The sequence below is a fragment of the Streptomyces sp. enrichment culture genome, assembly GCF_964272895.1.
In the GTDB taxonomy this organism is placed as follows: domain Bacteria; phylum Actinomycetota; class Actinomycetes; order Streptomycetales; family Streptomycetaceae; genus Streptomyces.
Genome location: NZ_OZ186832.1, coordinates 7,484,028 through 7,504,110, shown reverse-complemented (window position 1 = coordinate 7,504,110; position 20,083 = coordinate 7,484,028). Strand labels below are relative to the sequence as shown.

General features: G+C 67.8%; 14 protein-coding genes and 4 pseudogenes. 12 read left to right on the top strand and 6 right to left on the bottom strand.

Features of this window, described 5'->3' with window-relative positions; translation table 11 throughout:
• Positions 1-196: 196 nt before the first annotated feature.
• Positions 197-583: an IS5 family transposase gene (locus ACSU6M_RS33415; protein ID WP_437074895.1), complete on the bottom strand. Its 387-nt coding sequence runs from the start codon at positions 581-583 to the stop codon at positions 197-199.
• A 79-nt stretch (positions 584-662) separates the two neighbouring features.
• Here ACSU6M_RS33415 and ACSU6M_RS33410 point away from each other — a divergent pair, with 79 nt between their 5' ends.
• Entirely contained in the window at positions 663-1,184 is a 522-nt protein-coding gene (locus ACSU6M_RS33410; protein ID WP_437074894.1) for a hypothetical protein, read from the top strand.
• Between the two features lie 800 nt (positions 1,185-1,984).
• Here ACSU6M_RS33410 and ACSU6M_RS33405 read toward each other — a convergent pair.
• The gene (locus ACSU6M_RS33405; protein ID WP_437074892.1) at positions 1,985-2,116 is read right to left on the bottom strand and encodes a hypothetical protein; all 132 of its coding nucleotides are present in this window, start codon (positions 2,114-2,116) and stop codon (positions 1,985-1,987) included.
• A 270-nt stretch (positions 2,117-2,386) separates the two neighbouring features.
• On the opposite strand from ACSU6M_RS33405, the gene ACSU6M_RS33400 reads away from it, so the two are divergent.
• The 4 genes and pseudogenes from ACSU6M_RS33400 (at position 2,387) to ACSU6M_RS33385 (ending at position 7,514) form a co-directional block, all read left to right on the top strand.
• Positions 2,387-3,382, top strand: coding sequence for a helix-turn-helix domain-containing protein (locus tag ACSU6M_RS33400; protein ID WP_437074891.1), 996 nt, complete (start codon positions 2,387-2,389; stop codon positions 3,380-3,382).
• Between the two features lie 110 nt (positions 3,383-3,492).
• Positions 3,493-3,795 (top strand): annotated as a pseudogene (locus ACSU6M_RS33395) (transposase); the annotation flags it as partial.
• A gap of 267 nt (positions 3,796-4,062) precedes the next feature.
• Positions 4,063-4,294, top strand: a pseudogene (locus ACSU6M_RS33390) (transposase); the annotation flags it as partial.
• Between the two features lie 349 nt (positions 4,295-4,643).
• On the top strand, positions 4,644-7,514 hold the full coding sequence (locus ACSU6M_RS33385) for a hypothetical protein (protein WP_437074889.1): 2,871 nt from the start codon (positions 4,644-4,646) through the stop codon (positions 7,512-7,514).
• Positions 7,515-8,786: 1,272 nt separating this feature from the next.
• On the opposite strand, the gene ACSU6M_RS33380 is transcribed toward ACSU6M_RS33385, so the two are convergent.
• On the bottom strand, positions 8,787-9,140 hold the full coding sequence (locus ACSU6M_RS33380) for a peptidase inhibitor family I36 protein (RefSeq protein WP_437074887.1): 354 nt from the start codon (positions 9,138-9,140) through the stop codon (positions 8,787-8,789).
• Between the two features lie 139 nt (positions 9,141-9,279).
• On the opposite strand from ACSU6M_RS33380, the gene ACSU6M_RS33375 reads away from it, so the two are divergent.
• Positions 9,280-9,756, top strand: a complete 477-nt coding sequence (locus ACSU6M_RS33375; protein ID WP_437074885.1) for an RICIN domain-containing protein — start codon at positions 9,280-9,282, stop codon at positions 9,754-9,756.
• A gap of 889 nt (positions 9,757-10,645) precedes the next feature.
• On the opposite strand, the gene ACSU6M_RS33370 is transcribed toward ACSU6M_RS33375, so the two are convergent.
• Entirely contained in the window at positions 10,646-11,134 is a 489-nt protein-coding gene (locus ACSU6M_RS33370; protein WP_437074883.1) for an isochorismatase family protein, read from the bottom strand.
• A 364-nt stretch (positions 11,135-11,498) separates the two neighbouring features.
• Here ACSU6M_RS33370 and ACSU6M_RS33365 point away from each other — a divergent pair, with 364 nt between their 5' ends.
• The 4 genes from ACSU6M_RS33365 (at position 11,499) to ACSU6M_RS33350 (ending at position 15,410) form a co-directional block, all read left to right on the top strand.
• On the top strand, positions 11,499-11,873 hold the full coding sequence (locus ACSU6M_RS33365; RefSeq protein ID WP_437074882.1) for a hypothetical protein: 375 nt from the start codon (positions 11,499-11,501) through the stop codon (positions 11,871-11,873).
• A gap of 365 nt (positions 11,874-12,238) precedes the next feature.
• Positions 12,239-12,649 carry a RidA family protein gene (locus ACSU6M_RS33360; protein WP_437074880.1) on the top strand — a complete coding sequence of 137 codons (411 nt, stop codon included), beginning with the start codon at positions 12,239-12,241 and terminating at the stop codon, positions 12,647-12,649.
• Between the two features lie 324 nt (positions 12,650-12,973).
• Positions 12,974-14,905 carry an endonuclease/exonuclease/phosphatase family protein gene (locus tag ACSU6M_RS33355; protein WP_437074878.1) on the top strand — a complete coding sequence of 644 codons (1,932 nt, stop codon included), beginning with the start codon at positions 12,974-12,976 and terminating at the stop codon, positions 14,903-14,905.
• Positions 14,906-15,167: 262 nt separating this feature from the next.
• Positions 15,168-15,410, top strand: coding sequence for a hypothetical protein (locus ACSU6M_RS33350; RefSeq protein ID WP_437074877.1), 243 nt, complete (start codon positions 15,168-15,170; stop codon positions 15,408-15,410).
• Positions 15,411-15,473: 63 nt separating this feature from the next.
• On the opposite strand, the gene ACSU6M_RS33345 is transcribed toward ACSU6M_RS33350, so the two are convergent.
• A complete protein-coding gene (locus tag ACSU6M_RS33345) occupies positions 15,474-15,893 on the bottom strand; it encodes a type II toxin-antitoxin system PemK/MazF family toxin (protein ID WP_437074875.1) in 420 nt (139 codons plus the stop codon).
• A gap of 199 nt (positions 15,894-16,092) precedes the next feature.
• Between ACSU6M_RS33345 and ACSU6M_RS33340 the strand changes: the two are divergent.
• Positions 16,093-16,320, top strand: a pseudogene (locus ACSU6M_RS33340) (IS701 family transposase); the annotation flags it as partial.
• Between the two features lie 34 nt (positions 16,321-16,354).
• On the opposite strand, the pseudogene ACSU6M_RS33335 reads toward ACSU6M_RS33340, so the two are convergent.
• Positions 16,355-16,986: pseudogene (locus ACSU6M_RS33335) on the bottom strand (type I glyceraldehyde-3-phosphate dehydrogenase); the annotation flags it as partial.
• Between the two features lie 281 nt (positions 16,987-17,267).
• Between ACSU6M_RS33335 and adhE the strand changes: the two are divergent.
• Positions 17,268-19,931: a bifunctional acetaldehyde-CoA/alcohol dehydrogenase gene (gene adhE / locus ACSU6M_RS33330; RefSeq protein WP_437074873.1), complete on the top strand. Its 2,664-nt coding sequence runs from the start codon at positions 17,268-17,270 to the stop codon at positions 19,929-19,931.
• Positions 19,932-20,083 lie beyond the last annotated feature (152 nt).

Genomic DNA, 20,083 nt, shown 5'->3' with positions numbered 1-20,083 from the left:
TCACGTGTACGCCGACACGAGTAGGCCTTGCCGGCCAGGACCACGTCCGGGGTGGCCCTGGGCCGGCGGTCGGCCGCGGCACCCGTAACTGGGCCATGACCTCCGGGAACGCGGGTGCATCGCCTGCCTGGCCGGGGGTGAGGGCGAAAGGCGAGCGGGCGGCAGCGGCTGTCCGCGGCGAGGTGGATCCTCGTGGTCAGACCGCCGCGGGACCGTCCGAGGGCATGGTCGTCCGGCTCGCCGACCGGGACCCCTTTTGACGGGCCCCGGCAGCGTGCTGATGAGCCCGGACGATCGTGGAGTCGACCGCGACGATCCCGTCGAGATCACCTTCGGTGTCGGCCTGGGCGAGCAGGGCGGTGAAGACCTTCTCCCAGGTGCCCTCTGCGGCCCACTTCCGCAGGCGGTTGCGGGCGCCCTTCCACGAGCCGAAATGCTCGGGCAGGTCCATCCACGGCGTGCCCGTGCGGTACTTGAACGAGATCGCGTCGACCACCTGCCGGTGATCACGCCACCGCCCACCCCGCTTCGGCGTCCGGTCCGGCAGCAAGGGCTCGATCCTCGCCCACTGGGCGTCAGTCAACGACACACATCAACCAACGATCAGATGATCCGAAGGAAACGGCCTAGGCGTGTGTCGGAAGTGCTCTAGGTTGGCTGACGTGACTGAGCGGGGGCGGAGTTATCGATACGTCGGACCGGTCGAGCTGAAGGCCGCGGTCCGGCCCGGTGACGGCGGGCGTCGTATCGGCTCGGCAGCTGACTTCGACGGCTGGATCCTGGAGCAACCAGCAGCCGAGCTGGCCGAACCGTTCACCTTCGTGGTCGGCGTGGACGGGGTGCTTCGGCTGGCGCCTCGCCGGAGCGAGCACGTGGCCTGTGCCGGCGGAGACATGGTCCTGAGCGCTGGCGAGATCAGCTTCATCCGCGAGGCAGACCGGTGGACCGTGAGCGAGGTCAGCAACCAGTCCACCGGCTACTGCCCAGATGTCACCTCCTGGGCGGAAGTCGCCCGCGCCCTGGACGCTGCAGAGCTCCGGCGGCCATCCGACTTCACCCACAAGGTGGTGTTCCGGCGATGCCCCGACTGCCAGGAGCACAACATCGTCCGTGAGGACGACTTCGTCTGTGTCTTCTGCGGCAGCGATCTGCCCGCGGCATGGAACGTGGATCCCACCACGTGACGGCCCAAGGTCACAGCCACTCGCTGACGGCCACGACCAGCACGATCGCCTCGTAGCGGACGGCGAGCTTGTCGTATCGCGTGGCGACAGCACGGTGCCTCTTGAGGCGGTTGATCCCACACTCGACCGCACGGCGCTGACGGGTAGCCGACCGGGTCGAAGCGCGGCGGTCGGCTACCACGGGAGCCGAGCTTGCGGCGGTCGCGGGCCCGGTCCGCCTTGTCCGGGACAGTGCAGCGGATCCCGCGACGGCGCAGGCAGGCGCGGTTCCTGCGGGAGGCGTACGCCTGGTCAGCCCGCACCCGATCGACACGAACGCATGGCCGACCCCAGCCGAGGCGAGGGCACACGAACCGGAGCAGAGCGGCACGGTGGTGACACCGCCGTCGCCGAGTCGTCCCGTCTGTTTGAATCGCGGACCGAATGGGGCGACGAGCGTCCATGGCCGATCACCCGAAGTGGTGTCTCAGACCGGCGGCAAGGTCGGTCAGACAGCGGCGAGGAACAGTGCAGCAACCAGGAGCGCCAGGACGTGAGCGGCCTGGTCGACATGGGCCGCTCCCCCCCCCGGAGCGCGAAGGCGGCCTGCCGAGTGTGCTCCATCCATGTGCGTAGGTTCGGATATTCCGGTGTGCGGAATAGGTCATGACCGACTCCTCGCAGCACAAGAGCGTCGCCGACGGCGTCGCCAAGGGGTCCCCGGGCAGTGAGAAATCCGCGAGCACGACCCGAAGAAGTAGACCGGCGCGGTCCGGTAAGAAGGCCCCGGCCGAAGCCGGGGCCTTGCCTCGTGCAGACGGTCAGCCGAGCACCAGCCCGTCCTCCTGCGTGCTGCGCAGCACCATCGTGCACGCGGCGGCGGCCCCCACCGCCTGCGAGACAGCGCTCATGTGGTCCGGCGGGATCACCGCGGCGACTCCGACCACAAGCACGCCAACAACAACAAGCTTGAGACGGGGCTTGCGGTGGAGGGGGTGGCGGGGTCCATCATGGCCAAAGGGCGTCAGCATCATTGCCGTCCTATCTGCCGCGAGAGCGGCGGTCCGGCTGCCAGGCGTCCTCACGATGCTTGCGAGGCAGAGGCGCCTGGTGGCCGCTGAGTTGGTGGTTCCAAGTTTCGCGACGCTCTTGCCGCCCCGTAAGGGGGTCGAGACAATGCGCTGACAAACCGCGCACTACGCGAGACAACAGGTGTAGACCACATGCCTCGACGTCCCACTCCTCTGGACCCCGACGACGGCCCCTTAGCTCAATTCGCCCTCGCCTTGCGCCAGCTGCGCGTTGAAGCAGGGTTCGAGGCCAAGACCGTCGATGCGATCGCGGCTGCCAACAACATGCCTAGGTCGACCCTCTATGCCGCGTTGCGCGGCGAACGACTTCCCAGCGTGCCGGTCCTCGCTGCTCTCGTCCGCGCCTGGGGTGGTGATGAAGTGCACTGGCTCACGCGACGCATGGAGACGGAGACCGAGATCGAACGGCGCCGTCTGGCAGCCCTGCGCGAGCAGGCAAGGGAGAACGTACACTGCCTAATCGCCCGCGACGAGAATGTTCGGCAGGACATCCGCCGCATGCAGACGAGGCCAGACCCTGGGCTGGTCGAGCATGTGCTGGAGGATTTGCGACGAGCCGACGTGGCCTCGGACCCCGAGCTTGTCGAGCGCGTGCTGGAGCAGTTGCGACGAGCCGATGTGGCGTCGGACCCTGAGCTTGTCGAACGCGTGCTGGAACTGTTGCGACGAGCCGGCGTACTGTCGGGGCTACTTGTGGGCGAGGAACAAGCCGAATCCACTGGAGGTGTAGCGGAGCTGAAGGCGGCTGCTTTCGCCGAGAGGTACGCCAACGAACAAGCTGATGACCATTTCCCCAGGTGGGCTTGGCGTGATCAGCACGAGTTCTGGCGGACCCAGGTGCAGAGTTATATGCGGCGCTCCGCTCAAGAGGAGCTTCTGCCGTACCTCGTTCATGAACGGCACAGTCCTGCGATGTGGGGAGCCCTGCGCGAGCTGGCAGGGGCCCCCTCGGTCCGACAGATTGCGGCAGCTACGAATCTGTCCCAAGGCGCCGTGAGCCTCGTGCTCAGGGGGCGGCAGAGGGGCATGACTGGTACCCGTGCCCGGAGCGTGGCCGAGTACTTGCTCAGCCTGATCAACCAGGCGGACCCACAGAACCCTCCCTCCGGTGAGGTACCAGCTGAGTAGCCTCCCGCTCGCCATGGGCCGCCGCGCGCGACCCTACGGCCAAGAACTCCTAAGAAAATGATCTTCAAGGTGGTTGGATCACTGCGGGACCGATGATCCGGGGGTGCGGGGTGGCGCGGCCGAACCCGTGGGACGTCGATGACGAACTGTGGGCGGAGAGCGATCTGTTGCTGCCCGGGGTCGAGCGTCGAGCCCGGCACCCCGGACGGAAGAGGCATCCGGACCGGCTGGTGTGCCAGGGCATCCTCTTCGTCGTGCACACCGGGAGCGTCTGGGAATACCTGCCGCAGGAACTCGGCTTCGGCTCGGGCATGACCTGCTGACGCCGCCTGGCCGAGTGGACCGAGGCCGGGGTGTGGCCCCAGCTGCACGAGGTCCTCCTCGCCAAGCTCCGCAGCGCGAACGCCATGGACCGGCTCCTGGCGCGCAAATCGCAGCACAGCGACGGCCGGCTCACGAAGAACAACCTCGCTCTGGAAGCCGGCATCAGCCCCGCCACCATGTTCCGCGCGACGACGGTCCTGGCCGACGGCGCACACATCACACCCACGGCAGCCTACCCCCGGCGAGGTCGGCGGAGTGCCGGCATTGACGACCTCCCCGGCCAGCTCGCCGCAGCCATGACGGAGATCTCCGCACTCGACTGAGGGCTGAGCGCCGCCACAACGCTCCGTCTCACTCCCCCGCGGACCGGCGGGAACCTCGGGCGACGTCACCCAACTCCTGCCCCTGCTCAACAGGATCGCAGCGGTGGCCGGGGTTGTCGGGCGTCGGCGCAGGCGGCCCGACACGCTTTTCGCCGAGCGCGGCTACGACCACGACGAGTACCGCCGGATCCTGCGGCAGCGCGAAATCCGGCCCGCGATCGCCCAGCGGGGACAAACCCAAGGCACCGGCCTGGGCACCTTCCGCCATGATCAGGACCCCCACGCCTGCACTGCTCCCGGCCCCCACCAGCACGAACCGTCAACCAGCCCACCCCCATCACGGAACCAGGAACCGCCCTGGATGAAGGAAGCGACATTTTCGACGTGAGCAAGCCCTGACGGGCATCAGGCCGACTCGACTCCAGCCTGTGACACGCCAACATTACGAAGATTTTCGAATGCTTTGCACTGTGGAGGCCGCATGGCGATGATTGCCACGCAGCACCGCCTGGAGCGCGACATCCGGCATCACATGTCGTGCCGCTGCGGCTGACTGCCGCAATTCGACTGCACCGCCTGCTGAAGGCCGTGCGAACTCAAGGGGGATGACACGGGTGAGACATCGCCTGCCTGCCGCGTTGCTGACTGCGGCACTGACCCTGGTGTTGGCGGTGAGCGGCTTGCTGGCCGGCAGTTCACCAGCCCGCGCCGACATCTTCGGCTGGTATCTGTGCCAGGACATACCCAAGGTCGACGTCAATCTGTCGAGCCGCAAGTACGTTGTTCGGCCTTTCGGTAGTGCTACTGGTGTCTACAACAGCACGGATCTACAGGGCAGTCATAAGGTCGGCTACACGACCGCGCACGAGGTCGAGACCACTACATCCGTGACCGGTTCCGTCGAGGCAACCTACGTCATAAAAGCCGTGTTGGAGGCGGGGTGGGCCGAGAAGGTCATCGACAAGACGACGACCCTCAACGAGGAAACCTACCCGGTGCCACCGCACACGGGCCTATACGCTCAGCCGTACGTCCGGTACCTGATGATCAATTACAGCAGGTCAGGCCCGTCGGAAATGGCCTACTTCGGGGGAGCCTACTGGTGCAAGCGCAGTCCTGATACGACAAAGGCCTTCGCCACGATACCGGTGTTCTCGTGGGTTTGTGTCTTCACGGGCCTGCCAAGCCAGGCGAAATGCCCTCCCCACGGCCGTGGGGAGGGCGGCGGCGGCTCCGCGCCCGGTGCCACTCCCGTCCCGCCCACCGGCCCCCAGCCTGTGACCTCGGTGCACGGCCTCGCCGACGGAACGCTCCTAGCGACCACTGACACCGGCCGTGTGTACAAGATGGTCGGTGGCGCCCCCATCTGGCAGGCAACCTGCGCCGAGGGCATCTGCCCCACCACGCCGCACCCCACTACTCAGGCGGTCATCGACGCCGGACCCAAGACCCCCAGGAACGGTTCGACCGTCATCGACCAGCAGGGACGAGTCCACCTGTTCGTGGGCGGTGCACCGCTATGGCAAGAGACTTGCGACCCGCCCGTCAACTGCGGCACCCCGGTCAAGGTGTCGTCGTGGTCCGTGGACGCCCGTGACCACATGAACCAGTCACCCTCCGACGGGCAGTTGGTTCAGGCGAAGAGCGGCTCGACCGACCTGCCCGTATCCGTGACCGTGGGCGGCGCCCTCATCCCCTTCGCCACCCCGCAGGAGGTCGTCGACGCCGGGTACGGCCAGGACTGGGCGAGCCGTGTCGTCGCCATCTCCCCCGGAAGTTATCGGAGCCTCGGCACGATTCCGGCCGACGGCACGCTGGTCCAGGGTGCCGGCGGAGGAACGTCTACCCCGGTGGCCATGATCCTCGGAGGAGCGGCGATTCCCTTCGCCAACCCCCAAGAGGTCATCGATGCGGGCTACGGCGACAACTGGACCAGCAAGGTCCGCGGCATTCCGTCCCGCCACTTCCACACGCTCCCGCCCGTACCCCATGACGGCCTGCTGATCCAGGGCTCGCAGGGAACGACGCCGGTGGCGGCCATCATGGGCGGCGCCCGGATTGACTTCGCCAACCCGCAGGAAGTCGTTGACTCCGGATTTGGTACCGACTGGGGAACACGCCTCCGGTACATACCGGCCCGAGCGTTCCAATCCCTGCCCACGAAGATTCTTGACGGTACCCGTATCGGAAAGAGCGGCACCACGTCGGAGGCGGCGGTGGTCGGTGGAGCCCGGATCGACTTCCACTCCCAGGAGGAGCGCAACGCGACCGGGTACGGCGACCGGCCCCTCCATGTGCTCCCTGCTCGTGTCTGGGACGCCATGAGCACGCGTATCGCCGACGGTACGCGTCTGCAGAGGAGCGGAACGACATCGGAGGCGGCGGTGGTCGGTGGAGCCCGGATCGACTTCCACTCCGAGGAGGAGCGCAACGCGACCGGGTACGGGAACCGGCCCCTCCAGGCCGTTCCGCCTCGTGTGTGGGACGCCATGAGCACGACGATCCCGGACGGCACGCTGGTGGGCAGGAGCGGTGCCACGGCCCAGGGAGCCGTTGTCGGTGGTGCAGTCGTCCCCTTCATCCACATCGAGGAACTGCAGGAGGCCGGTTACGGCACAAAGCCCCTTCAGACCGTGCCAGCTCGCGTCTGGGACGGACTGCCACGCCAGATAGCCGACGGCACCCGACTCGGCAAGGCAGGAACAACCGGAGAAGCAGCCATCGTCGGCGGCGCACTCATACCCTTCCACTCCGCCACCGAACGCAACGAAACCGGCTACGGCACAAAACCCCTCCAAACCGTGCCAGCACGCGTCTGGGACGGACTGCCACGCCAGATAGCCGACGGCACCCGACTCGGCAAGGCAGGAACAACCGGAGAAGCAGCCATCGTCGGCGGCGCACTCATACCCTTCCACTCCGCCACCGAACGCAACGAAACCGGCTACGGCACAAAACCCCTCCAAACCGTGCCAGCACGCGTCTGGGACGGACTGCCACGCCAGATAGCCGACGGCACCCGACTCGGCAAGGCAGGAACAACCGGAGAAGCAGCCATCGTCGGCGGCGCACTCATACCCTTCCACTCCGCCACCGAACGCAACGAAACCGGCTACGGCACAAAACCCCTCCAAACCGTGCCAGCACGCGTCTGGGACGGACTGCCACGCCAGATAGCCGACGGCACCCGACTCGGCAAGGCAGGAACAACCGGAGAAGCAGCCATCGTCGGCGGCGCACTCATACCCTTCCACTCCGCCACCGAACGCAACGAAACCGGCTACGGCACAAAACCCCTCCAAACCGTCCCAGCTCGCATCTGGGACGGACTGCCACGCCAGATAGCCGACGGCACCCGACTCAAGGCGCCTGCCGCTGATGCGATTTGGCTGTTGTCCGGTGGTCAGCGGCTGTTGACGGAAGACACCGGGACGGTCGTGTGGACCGTTCCGCAAAGGGTGATCGACGCCATCCCGCAGGGATAAGGAAAGCCAGGCCGGTGCTGCAAAAACCGGCCTGGCTGTTGAACTCGTCGGCTGAACGCGGCTGGTCGTGGTGGCCGATGCCGCCCACTGCATCAACGCCCATGTGCGGGCCGCGCTGGCAGAGCGCCAACCCGCCTACATGCTGGGCGCCCACGCGGATATGACCGCCCATCCGTTCCAGATCTGCGGAGACGGCTGAGATCGGGCGTCTACTCGGGGTACGAGCAGTGGTGCCGTACTGGTGCGGTGCAGCCGCGTGAGGGCAGTTCCTCGGCCGTGGTGATTCTGGGCCCGGTTTCGCGCTGATCACTTGCCTTCGCTGTTGTGACGTGGCCTGGCGGACAGGGTGGCTGGTGCCAGGACGGCGACGCGGCCGCAGTCCTCTGGGCTGCGGCTTCAGTCCTTTGGAGTCGTACTCGGTCTCGGCAGCTCTTTCGTAGGTGCTGGCGACCTGCGCCGCGTGCAGCAGCCAACTCGGACCGTGCCTACGGTCATCACCGCGCCGCCTGTCCGCAGTCCTGGCGCTGCCGCCGCGAAGCCGCGCGAGCCGCCCGGTCAGCAGGGAGGGGTTCCGGCAGACCGCCCGGCAATCCCAGAGGACGGGGCCCGGCTGACTACGACCCGAGGAGGCGCCCGGTGATCGTGTAGTTTCCGCTGCCCTCTATGCCGAAGGCGGTCGGTCCTACCTCTGCCTTGTCGGTGCCGGCCGAAAGCGTGCACCAGTTCCGGTAGAGACCGCTGGTGGCGCCTCCGATGGCGCAAGGCCAGGCATAGGTGTTCGCTCGGAGCCAGCTGGTTCGCCGCAGCCGGCTGCCAGGCACTATCTGGTGGGAGCTCTCGTCGAACAGGAGCACCGCTCAGAGGTAGTAGTCCGCTGCCAGGTAGATGTGACGGATCTGGGTGCTGCGAATCACTCCGTCTCGGGTAATCCGTCAGGTAGAGAGTCCGGCGGACGTCCGCCGTGCCTGCCTCCGCGGGACCGGCCGACCACACCATGAAGGTTGCCGCCCCTGCGACGACAGCCGCGAACCACTTCACCCTCCGCTTCACCGTTGCTCCGAGCTTCATCAAGCTCGACGCCCGTCTTCGTGTTCCCGGCCTGCAGATCACCTCCGAATGACCAGCCGATGACAAGTGGGCTGCAGGGCACGGGCAATCGTCAACTGATGACCCGCCCAAATGAATTGGCTCCCACGAGTTGAACACCAAGCTCAGCGGATGAGGAGGGTTCGATAACGGGCATGGCGGCGGCGCGGAAAGCCCCCGCTGCTGTCAGACCGGGGAGAGTGTCGCCGCACCGAAGGGCAGTGGCTCCATGATGCCGCCGTCGACACGCTTGTGCTCGCCTCCGTGCGAGCAACTGACGTTCTTCCAGAAGACGAATGCCTGGTCCGTGTTGTTGATCACCGAGTACCGCCTCGTCACCAGCCAGGTGCAGCCGGGCGTCATGGGGTAGAAGTACTCCGCTTCGCCGGTGTAGTCGTCGCTCCAGAACACGCACATCGTGTGGTCAGGACAGATCTGGCGCCTGGCTCCGGCTGCCGCGCTCGCCGGCGAGGAGGATCCGAGGGTGAGCGCCACGGCGCCGAGGAGGGACAGCACTGCGGTGGTGCGGGTCTTGCGCATGGGAATCTCCGAGGGTGCGGGCCGGACTGCTCGACAGGCCGATGACTACCCATCGTGACAAGGTGATCATTGCGCCCATTGGAGTGATGCCTCGCGCGTAGGGCATATGCCGGTCGGTTCATTCCCTACTGTCCGGCATATGCGAATCCGTACTCTGACCTGCGCGGTGCTTCTCACGGCCGCGTATGCGCTGACCTCCGCGTCGTCGGCGCCCGCCTCCGACACAAGGGCCGGCCTCTCCACGGCGGCTCCCTTGCAGACGTACCAGAACGTGAGCACCGGACTGTGTCTGGATGACAGTCACGAGGCGGGCCTGCGCACGTTCAGCTGCAACGGTGACGCCTACCAGAAGTGGTTCGTGCACCGCGTCGACAACGCGTACGCGGTGCTGGAGAGCCTCGTGACGGCCGACTGCCTCGTGGACGAGGGAGGGTGGGCAGGGAGTCTGAAGACCGTGCCGTGTGATCACCAGTCGCACCACCAGCAGTGGCTCGCGGTCGGCGTCGGCCGGAACATCATCCTGAGCAACCGGGCCACGGATCAGTGCCTCGACGACAGCGAGCAGGGTGTGCGCGCGTTCCCCTGCAACAACTCGGCCCACCAACTCTGGTTCTGAACCGCGCCGGGAGGGGGCTCGCACGTCGGGCTGTCCCCTCTGCGTAACCGCCGGTCAGGAGGTGTGGACGGTGCGGGTGGGGCGCGGTGTGCACGGATGCCTGTGGTTGCGCGGGCCCTGTCGGCCCCGTCGGGTTGTGCAATGCGATGTCGGCCCGCCTTGCATGAAAGGCGGGCCGACGTTGAGGGGTGAACCCCGCCTCCTGTCGAGCACCGATGCTTGGCCTGCGCCGCCCGGCATCCGCTCCAGCAAGGTGTTGCGCGGTGGCGATCAGCCGGTCCTCGCGGTGCGGCTCGACGCGCGGACCCGCAGTGGTCAACGCCTTGGCAGCATCGCCGGAGATCCTGCTCAACTGCCGCGCAGTCGTCGATCGTGCACGCCACCGGAACGGCGCCCCGCCCTCAGAGCCGCTGTCGGAGGTGACCTCTGACCTGCAACCGACACCATGCGCAAGACGGCCGGCCAGGTCGCTGACGCCGTCAGCAACGCGCCGGAGCAGGCCGTGAGGCAGACGCAGGGCAATCCGCCGGCGGCCGGACTGATCGCCATCGGTGCCGGGCTCTGGCCTCTTCGCTTCTGCCCACCTCGCTGGCCGAGGAGCGGGCTGCCTCCCAGATTTCCGAAAAGACCGGCGAGGCGATCGAACCCACCAAGCAGGCCGCGATGGAGTCCGCCCACGTGGAGTCTGACTGAGTGTGATGTCAGTGCGGTGTGGTGGGATGGCCGGGCCTTCCTGCCGTGACATGCCGGGAGTTGTAAGCGGTCCAGCAATTTCCCACGCCCTACACGGTCAGCGCCACGTGATTCCCCCACCCTCGTGGTCACGTTTCCCCATGGGGACGGCGGTCGTGTCTGGACGTGGGCCGGGGACCGACTCGCTGAGTGGGCGTCAGCTGTAGTCGTCGGTTTTCCGCACTTCACCGAAGCGCGGGAAGATCCGCTCTACGGTGAACTCGTGCTCGTCCGCGGTCAGTCCGGACATCGCGTCGGCTACGAACTCCAGTTGGTAGCCGTGGTCCGCCGCTGCCCGTGCGGTGGACTCGACGCCCATCGTGGTGACCAGCCCGGCGATCACCAAGGTGTCCACACCTAGATTGCGCAGCTGCTCGTCCAAATCGGTTCCATAGAACGCGCCGATGGTGCGCTTGACCACCACGATGTCGCTGCCGTGTACCAGGCCGTCCGCGAAGTCGCTGCCCGGCGGCTGCTCAGCGACGTTGGGGCGCTCCACTCGAACCAGTACCACTGGCCGCCCGCTCGCCCGGAACGACTCGGCCAACTGGCGGCAGCGCGCGAGGACTTCGTCACCGGAGTGCGGGGCGAGGGGGAGGGCGATGATGCGGGGCATCAGGTCGATGAGGATCAGTGCAGAGGTCATGATGCCGATCGTAGGGCCTGCCGGTGCACCGGCAGCCGGGCCCGCTGGCACCCGTGGTGCGCTCGGTGCGTAGAGGGCGCCAGCCACGGCCGGGCACCGTATCAACCGGGAGACTGGGAAATCACGTGACGTTTGCCCTCGGGAATAGCGTGACCGTCGACAGGAGTCCGCTTCGATGCCCGTGTACTCGTCCCTGACCCACGCCTGGCCGAGGCCCTGGTCGATGTCCTGTGGTTCGTCGAGGGCTGCGAAGGCGAGCAGATGGATCCGGACGACGCGGCCAAGGTCCTGCAAAGGCGTCGGCCACCTGGTCAGCGAGCTGTGGAGTGGTCAGGGGAGCGAGTTCATCGATCTTCTGGGGACAATGCCTGAAGCAGAGTCCGACCAGGCGCGGCGGGAGCTCGCGCTTGAGCATCTTGATTTGGTTGACGTGGCCTCCGACGATGCCAGAGTTCCAGGGCGGGGTGAGACCGGCGATGACGGCATCGCGGTCACGGTCGATGCACACGGCGAGGGTGTGCAGGCTGGGGAGGTCGTCTTGCCGAACGGTGTCGATCCACTGCTGCAGCCGTTCGCCCTGGAGCTCGGTGAGCATCTGGCCGAAGGACCGGGCGTGAACGGTGAGGGCATCGAATTCGGGGCAGTGGACCAGGACAGCCTTGAGCCGAAGGCGGCCGGTCTCTGTGCACAGGGCCGCGCAGTGCGCATCATCCGCGGGACGACGTCCCGGGCCACATAGGCGATCGGCTTGCTCGATGCCGCATCGTGGGACAAGGGCGGGCACGGGTGCGCCACTCCCCCGGTGTCCCGCCACGGTCTGGGCGGCGGCGGGCGCATGTCGGGCCGGGCTGCCCTTCGGTTCGAGCCACCGATCCAACAGCGGGGCTGATCGTGGCATCACTCGCATTCCGACAGACCGCGCAGAGCCTGTCGCCGAGCCGCCCCTGGGGTCCTCCTCCACGGCCAGCCCGTCGGGGAACCGCGAGGACCCGGAGCCCTCGGGAATGGATCACCATCTCCCGTAGCTGTCGTACGTGGATCACGCCGGGTGGCGATCACAACATTCGGCTTCAGTACGCAAGCTTTTGAGGGAGTGTCAGCAGCATGGCCGTTACACAGCCCGCCGCAGAACGTGTGCGTGTCACCGCGGAGCCCGACTGGTACGAGTCGGCCGGCATCTCGCTCGGCATCCGGGTGGGGAACCTGGTCTTCACATCGGGACAGGCCCCGATCGATCCCGAAGGGGCCACGGTCGGAGTGGGAGACTTCGAGGCCCAGGCACGTCAGGCGCTCGCAAATCTGTCCACAGTGCTGACGAACGCCGGATCAAGCCTCGCCGACACGGTCAAAGCGACGGTGTTCGTCACCGACATCACGCAGCAGGACGTCTTCGCCAGACTGCGCGCGGAACACTTCCCGGACAAGCCCCACCTCGCGGAGTCGTTCGTCGAGGTCTCCTCACTCGCCGACCCCGAGTGGATGATCGAGATCGAGGCGATCGGTCTCATTCGCTGAGGCCGGTGACGGCGCCTGGGTGCAAGGCGGCGACGGTGTGGCCAGGCACGCCCAGCCAGCCGGCCCAGGTGCCGTACTCCCCGAAGCTCGTCCACCGCGTACTCGCGCCGACCTCGACGAGCTGCTCCAGGCAGCCCCGGCTGCCCTGGACGACGAGTACGCCGATACGACCGCGGTCGCGGTCGCGCCAGGCTGCAGGACGACGCCGTCAAGGACGCGGGCACCAGCACCGCCCACGGCCCCGCCTGGGCCCCCGCACGAGCCCTCCTCCGGCCGAGTCAACCACTGGAGCGCTCAGAGATCGGGTGCGCAGAGGCATCCGCCATGGCTCGGATAAGGTCTGTTGATCTTGTTGGCTGCCCGCCCGGAGACATCGTCTTTCGTATCTGCTGGGCGGGTTGGATACAGAGGGGGTCAACCGTGCGCAAACGTCGAATATTCGCCGTCTTCTTCTCGGCGCTGTTGGTGATGCTGGGGGGAATGTCGCAGACTGCCGTGGCCGATGCGCCGACGCCCACCACGGCGCCACTGGTCCGGTTCTTGACGTACAACATCTGCGGCAACAGCCTCGTGAGCGGCTGCACAAGCCCTCGGACCGTGGGCCCTCGAAATGAGGAGGTCGTGAGCCAGGCACTGGAGTGGAAGGCTGATCTGGTCTTCCTGCAGGAGGTGTGCCGCCAGCAGTACAACGCGATCAACAAGAGTCTGATGGCGCACGGGTACAGCAGCGGACACTTCGTAGCGACTTTCACACCGACCGAGGCCAAGGAGAGTCTGTGTCCGATGGACGACCCAACGGATGCGGCCGGCGTGGCTGAGGGCGACTACGGCATCGCGGTGTTCGCCAAGGGGCCCGTTACCAGCAGGGTGAAGCTGGACCCGTCCGTCGGAGCGTACGGGGACGTCAGGGAGGCGACGGGGCCGGAGGATTGGTCCGCGGCATGCGTCGAGGCCGCGGTGCAGACCATCAGGACCCGTGCCTGCTCCGTTCACCTGTGGCCCAACCACCCCGACCGCTCCCCCTACCTCACCATGACACAGGCCCAGAACCTGGCGGTCGACCCGTGGCTCAATGCCGGCACCGCGGTCGTGCTCGGCGGCGACTTCAACCCGATCAACCGCGATGGCGGCGAGCGGCCCCGCTCCGCGGACCTCGACCCGTTCTACCTGGGCGACATGGGCGCTGTGGGCGGCGGCCAGCGGTGGATCGAGACCGACGAGACCGATGTCGAGCGCTTCGACGCCCCGTGCAAGGACGCGGCGGGGTTGCCGGTGGTGCAGCGCTGCCGCTCCGGGCAGTACACCCATCCCTCGAACGGCAAGCTCGACTACATTTTCGTGAACGAGTCTCACTTCAAGAACGTCGCCGGTGCGGTCGGCGCACCGGCTGAGGCTCGTAAGGGGATCTCCGATCACCTCCCTTACCGTGGCGCGGCGACCTTCCGCCACTGCAATCTGACGGCTGACGGCTATGCCGACCTGCTGCGGGTGGACGCCGACGGAGATCTGTGGCGGCACTACGGCCGCAGTACCGGCCAAATCGCTGCCGATGAGTGCAAGATCGGCTTCGGTTGGAAGAACACCAAGCTCATCGCGCGGGCCGGGGACGTCGACAAGGACGGCGACGAGGACCTCTACGCCCTCGACAACAACGGCGTTCTGCGTTTCTACGAGGGTGACCGCAACTCGGAGCTGTTCACCCGCGCGCCCCGCGAGATCGCCCAGGGCCTCAGCGCCGTCAACCAGCTCGCGGTGAGCCCGGACATGACGGGCGACGGCAACCCGGACCTCATCGCACGGACCAGCGACGGCACCCTCACGCGTTCCTCCACCGCGACCGACGGCGGTATCGGCGAAGCCGTCGTCCTCTCCTCCGGCTTCGGGGCGTACGACACGGTGCTTGCCCCCGGAGACCTGACCGGTGACGGCAGGCCGGACATCCTCGCGCGAACGCCGGGCGGCGACCTGCACCGCTTCGCCGGCAAGGCCGACGGCACGCTCGACGTCGGCGTGAAGGTCGGCTCCGGCTGGAACGTTTTCAGCCAGATCCTGATGCCCGGCAACCTCGACGGGGACGTGACCGGCCACAACGACCTCCTGGGAATCAAGCCGCACAGCGCCACCGACCCCAAGAAGGACATCTTCCTCTACCGGGGTACGGGCGACCCTGCCGCCCCATTCCCCAACCCGCCCGCCACCCTCAACGATGTCGACCGGACCGGCTGGGGCTTCCCCGCCAACGACCGGCTCTTCTGACCCCACGGCAACCGAACTCCAGCCCCCACATGCCCCGGTCCACCCGGACCGGGGTACACCCCCGCAACGCCGACAGAAGTCCACAACAGCAAGCAGTGGGCGGGCCTCACACATCAGCAGGCTGAGGACCTCGTACCGGATTCCGTTTCCCGCTGGCTCTCTCGGGACCCAGGCCCCCCTGTACCGGCGGTTCGGCCTCTGTCCCGAACGAGACTTCCGGGAGGCGCCCGGCTGAGTTCGGCTCGTGGACAACACTGAGATCATGATCAAGCTCGCTTCCGACGAGGCGCTGGTCCTCTCGGACTGGTTGGAGCGAGTTCAGATGACGGATCTCAGCCGTCTGGTCGACGATCCGGCCGTATGGGCCCCGATCCACAAGATCGCGGGCACGTCGGACAAGGCACTTCCCGGCATCTTCGCCGCCGACTACGCGGAGCGTCTGGATGCAGCACGGCATCGTCTCAGGGAGACCACGGGCAGCTTCATCGAAGGGCAAGACGACTGACCTGCACCTGCTTCCCTATCCCGTTGAGAACGCCACAGCCTCGGCGTTTTTCATCAACAACGCTTACTCGTCGCGCCTCACGTATCTGCGATGAGCATGGAGCATAACGCTGAGCTCGTTGATCCTGGCAGCCGTCGTCGGGGTCCACTCCTTTCTCTGTTCAGCGGCACGGAGGGCTTCTCCGACCTCGCTGAGCTTCACGGAGGACAACACGCCCACCCGCTCGATCAGGTCGTCCCGAGCCACGGTGGTCAGCCATGTGCACGGAGTAAAGCCCGGACGCGGGAACGCGAACCGCAGCACGCCTTCGAAGGGCAGTCCTTCCCGGGCTCCTACGGCCACTTCAACGGCCAGACCGCTGATGTCGACGCCCGCCGGCGCAACGACCTGCATCGCCCGAAACCCGGATGTCTCCTCGTCCGAGAGCAGCACGACCGGGCGTCGCTCGTCGAAGTCGACCCACCAGACTTCACCGCGTTGCATGTGTCCTCCTGGCACGAGACGGCGGGCGAACGCTGCGTGCCCCGTGCGGGACACGGAAGGGATACGGACCCGTCCTCGCACGTCGTGACCGAGGGGCGGTGAGCGGTGAAGACGGGCACGGCCACGGACTGAAGATCATGCGGCGGCCGCGCGTCACAGCGTAGACCCTGCCCGCCGACAGGAGACGTTCGCGGCCCTGATGTCCCGGCCAGCGGGTAGGTTCGCGCGGGTTGAACCCCGGCATCAGGTGCGGGACGTGATGCCGGGGCTGCCGTCGGACCTGCCGCGCAACAACTGCTGCCGGAGCAGCGCCGAGTGGGCCGGGCAGGCCAGTCCGCAGGGAATGCAGCACCTGCTCGGCCGGGCTGAGTGGGATGCCGACACCGTGCGCGAGTACGTGCTGGAACATCTGCACGACGACGATGCGGGCCGCGGCGCCGCCGCAGTTCGCCGTGCGCCTGGGTCAGCGGGGCGTCCAGGACGCAGGAGGCGGGGTCGCCGACGATCTCCCGGGAGACGATCGGGGCGTCGGAGACCCGCAGGACGCCCTTCAGGGGCACGTCGGCGGCCTCCCGGAAGGCGGCGTTGACCTCGTCCGCGGTCACGGGCCGGTCGAGGATCACGCCGAGGTCGGTCAGCGAGCCGTCCTCCACGGGGACGCGTACGGCGGTGCCGGACAGTTCCGGCAGGACGAGGCCGACCGCGCGGGCGGCGCCGGTGCTGGTGGGGATGATGTTGACGTCGGCGCTGCGGCCGCGGTGCGGGTCCTTGTGCGGGCCGTCGAGGACCACCTGGTCGTTGGTGTAGGCGTGGATGGTGGTCATCCGCCCCTTGACGAGGCCGAAGTGCTCGTCCAGCACCTTCACCATGGGCGCCACGCAGTTCGTCGTGCAGGAGGCGTTGGAGACGACATGGTCCTGCTGCGGGTCGTACGTCCCCTCGCGATCGTGGCGTCGACGTCCTTGCCCGGCACGGACAGCAGCACCTTGCGGGCGCTGCCCCGCAGGTGCTGGCCAGCCTGCTCGCGGGTGCGGAAGCGGCCGGTGGACTCGATCACGACGTCCACGCCGAGGTCACCCCAGGCCAGGTCTGCCTGTGTCGCTCCCAGCCTTCCGCCACGGGACGGGTGCGGGCTTGGGCCCTACGGGGGCGAGCCGGGGACGTTCGGCCCCGCCGCCCGCCACGGCCGGCCCGTGGGCCGTCCGGCCCTCGCATCGAGGACGGTCGGACGCCTCCACAGGACCGGGCGGACCTGCGCGGCACAGGGGTGCGGGAGAGACGCTGTAGGCAGAGCGGCGCCGGTCCCCCGCGGCGCCGCTCGCCCGACGAGCCGCCGACCGTGCGGCTTCACCTTCCGACGACGGAGGCACGCCCATGACCCGCCAAGACGCCGGCACCGCGACCGCCGTCCCCGCCGGGGCGCCGTCCGACATCACCGTGGCCGTCGACCGGCTGGTCACGAACGGGATGAAGGCACTGGCCGACTACGAGGACCTCACCCAGGAGCAGGTCGACCACATCGTCAAGAAGGCGTCGGTCGCCGCGCTGGACCAGCACACCGCGCTGGCCCGGCTCGCCGTCGAGGAGACGGGACGCGGTGTCTTCGAGGACAAAGCGGCCAAGAACATGTTCGCCTGCGAGCACGTCACGCACAGCATGGGTCCGATGAAGACCGTCGGTGTCATCGCCCGCGACGACATCGAGGACGTCGTCGAGATAGCGGAGCCGGTCGGCGTGGTGGCCGCCGTCACCCCCGTCACCAACCCGACCTCCACGACGGTCTTCAAGGCGTTGATGGCGCTGAAGACCCGCAATCCGATCGTCTTCGCCTTCCACCCCTCGGCCCAGCGCAGCAGCGCCGCGGCGGCCCGGGTGGTACGGGACGCCGCCGTCGCCGCCGGTGCGCCGGAGGACTGCGTGCAGTGGATCGAGGCCCCGTCGGTCGAGGCGACACGGACGCTGATGCACCACCCCGGCGTCTCCCTGATCCTCGCAACCGGCGGCAACGCCATGGTCAAGGCCGCCTACTCCGCGGGCAAGCCCGCCCTCGGCGTCGGCGCGGGCAACGTTCCGGCGTATGTGCACCGGACCGCGAAGCTGGGCCGCGCCGTCCACGATCTGGTGCTGTCGAAGTCCTTCGACAACGGCATGATCTGCGCCTCGGAGCAGGCCGTCATCCTTGACCAGGAGATCTACGACGCCGCCCTCGCCGAGTTCCGTACTCTGCACGCCCACCTGGCGAGCTCCGAGGAAAAGGCGAAGCTGGAGGCATTCCTCTTCCCCGTCGGCAAGGCCACGGGCGGTGGCTGCGAGCCCAAGGTCAACTCCGCGGCCGTCGGCCGCAGCCCGGTCTGGATCGCCGAGCAGGCCGGGTTCACCGTGCCCACGGACACCTCGGTCATCCTGATCGAGGCGCAGCAGGTCGGCCCGGATGAGCCGCTGACCCGCGAGAAGCTCTGCCCGGTGCTCGCCGTGCTGCGCGCCGAAACCGAGCAGCAGGGCTTCGACCTCGCCGCGGACATGGTGGCCTTCCACGGCCAGGGCCACAGCGCCGTCGTGCACACCGAGGACCGTGCGGTGGCGGAGGCGTACGGCCACCGGATGAAGACAGTGCGGATCATCGTCAACTCCCCTTCCTCGCAAGGCGCGATCGGCGGCATCTACAACGGCCTGCTGCCGTCGCTGACGCTGGGCTGCGGCTCCTGGGGCAGCACGTCGGTGTCGAACAACGTCTCCGCGGCCCAGCTGCTGAACGTCAAGCGGGTCTCCGCGCGCCGCAACAACCTCCAGTGGTTCAAGGTCCCGCCGAAGATCTACTTCGAGCCGCAGGCCATTCGTTACCTGGCCTCGATGCCCGACGTCCGCCGCGTCACGGTCGTCACCGACGCCACCATGACCCGTCTCGGCTTCGTCGACCGCGTCACGCGCGTCCTGCAACGCCGCGACCAGCCGGTCACCGTCCAGATCATCGACAATGTCGAGCCCGAGCCCAGCATCGACTCCGTACAGCGCGGCGCCGCCCTCATGCGCGACTTCCGCCCGGACACGATCATCGCGCTCGGCGGAGGCTCGCCGATGGACGCGGCCAAGGTGATGTGGCTGCTGTACGAGCAGCCCGGCATCGACTTCGCCGACATGCGGCAGAAGTTCTCCGACATCCGCAAGCGCGCCTTCCGCTTCCCGGTGCCGGGCGCCCGCGCCCGCCTGGTCTGCATCCCCACCACCTCCGGTACCGGCGCGGAGGTCACCCCCTTCGCGGTCATCTCCGACCCCGCGACGGGCAAGAAGTACCCGCTGGCGGACTACGCGCTCACCCCCAGCGTGGCCATCGTCGACCCGCTCCTCACCACCCAACTGCCCCCGGCGCTGGCCGCCGACAGCGGCTTCGACGCCCTCACCCACGCCATCGAGGCGTATGTGTCCGTCTACGCCAACGACTTCACCGACGGGCTCGCGCTGCACGCGATCCGCCTGGTGTTCGGCCACCTCCGGACGGCGGTGAGCGACCGCGCCGGCAGCGCCGAGGCGCGGGAGAAGATGCACAATGCCGGCACCATCGCGGGCATGGCCTTCGGCAACGCCTTCCTCGGCATCGTCCACGCCATGTCCCACACCCTGGGCGCCACCTTCCACATCGCGCACGGCCGCACCAACGCGGTCCTCCTCCCGCACGTCATCCGCTACAACGGCACCGTCCCCACGAAGCTGACCGGCTGGCCCAAATACGAGAGCTACCGTGCCCCCGAACGCTTCCAGGACATCGCCCGCCTCCTCGGCCTGCCCGCCGCCACGCCCGAGGAGGGCGTGGAGTCGCTCGCCACGGCCGTGGAACGCCTGCGTGCCGCCATCGGCATCGAGCCGTCGTTCCAGGCCCTCGGCGTGGAGGAGCGGACGTTCCTGGACGCGCTGCCCGAGCAGGCTCTGAACGCCTACGAGGACCAGTGCGCGCCCGCCAACCCCCGCATGCCTATGCTCGACGACATGCAGGACCTCATGCGCATGGCCTACTACGGAACGGCCGGGGCGACCGGCGCATAGGCACGTCTGGCCGACTGGATCGGTATCCGCGGGAGCGGGTGCCGATCCTTTCGCGTGCCCGGCGGAGAACGGGCACAGGCGGCCCCGGTACGACTCCGGACGGCCGGCGCCCCGCACCGAAGGGGTTGACCACCACCCTGACGACCCTGACC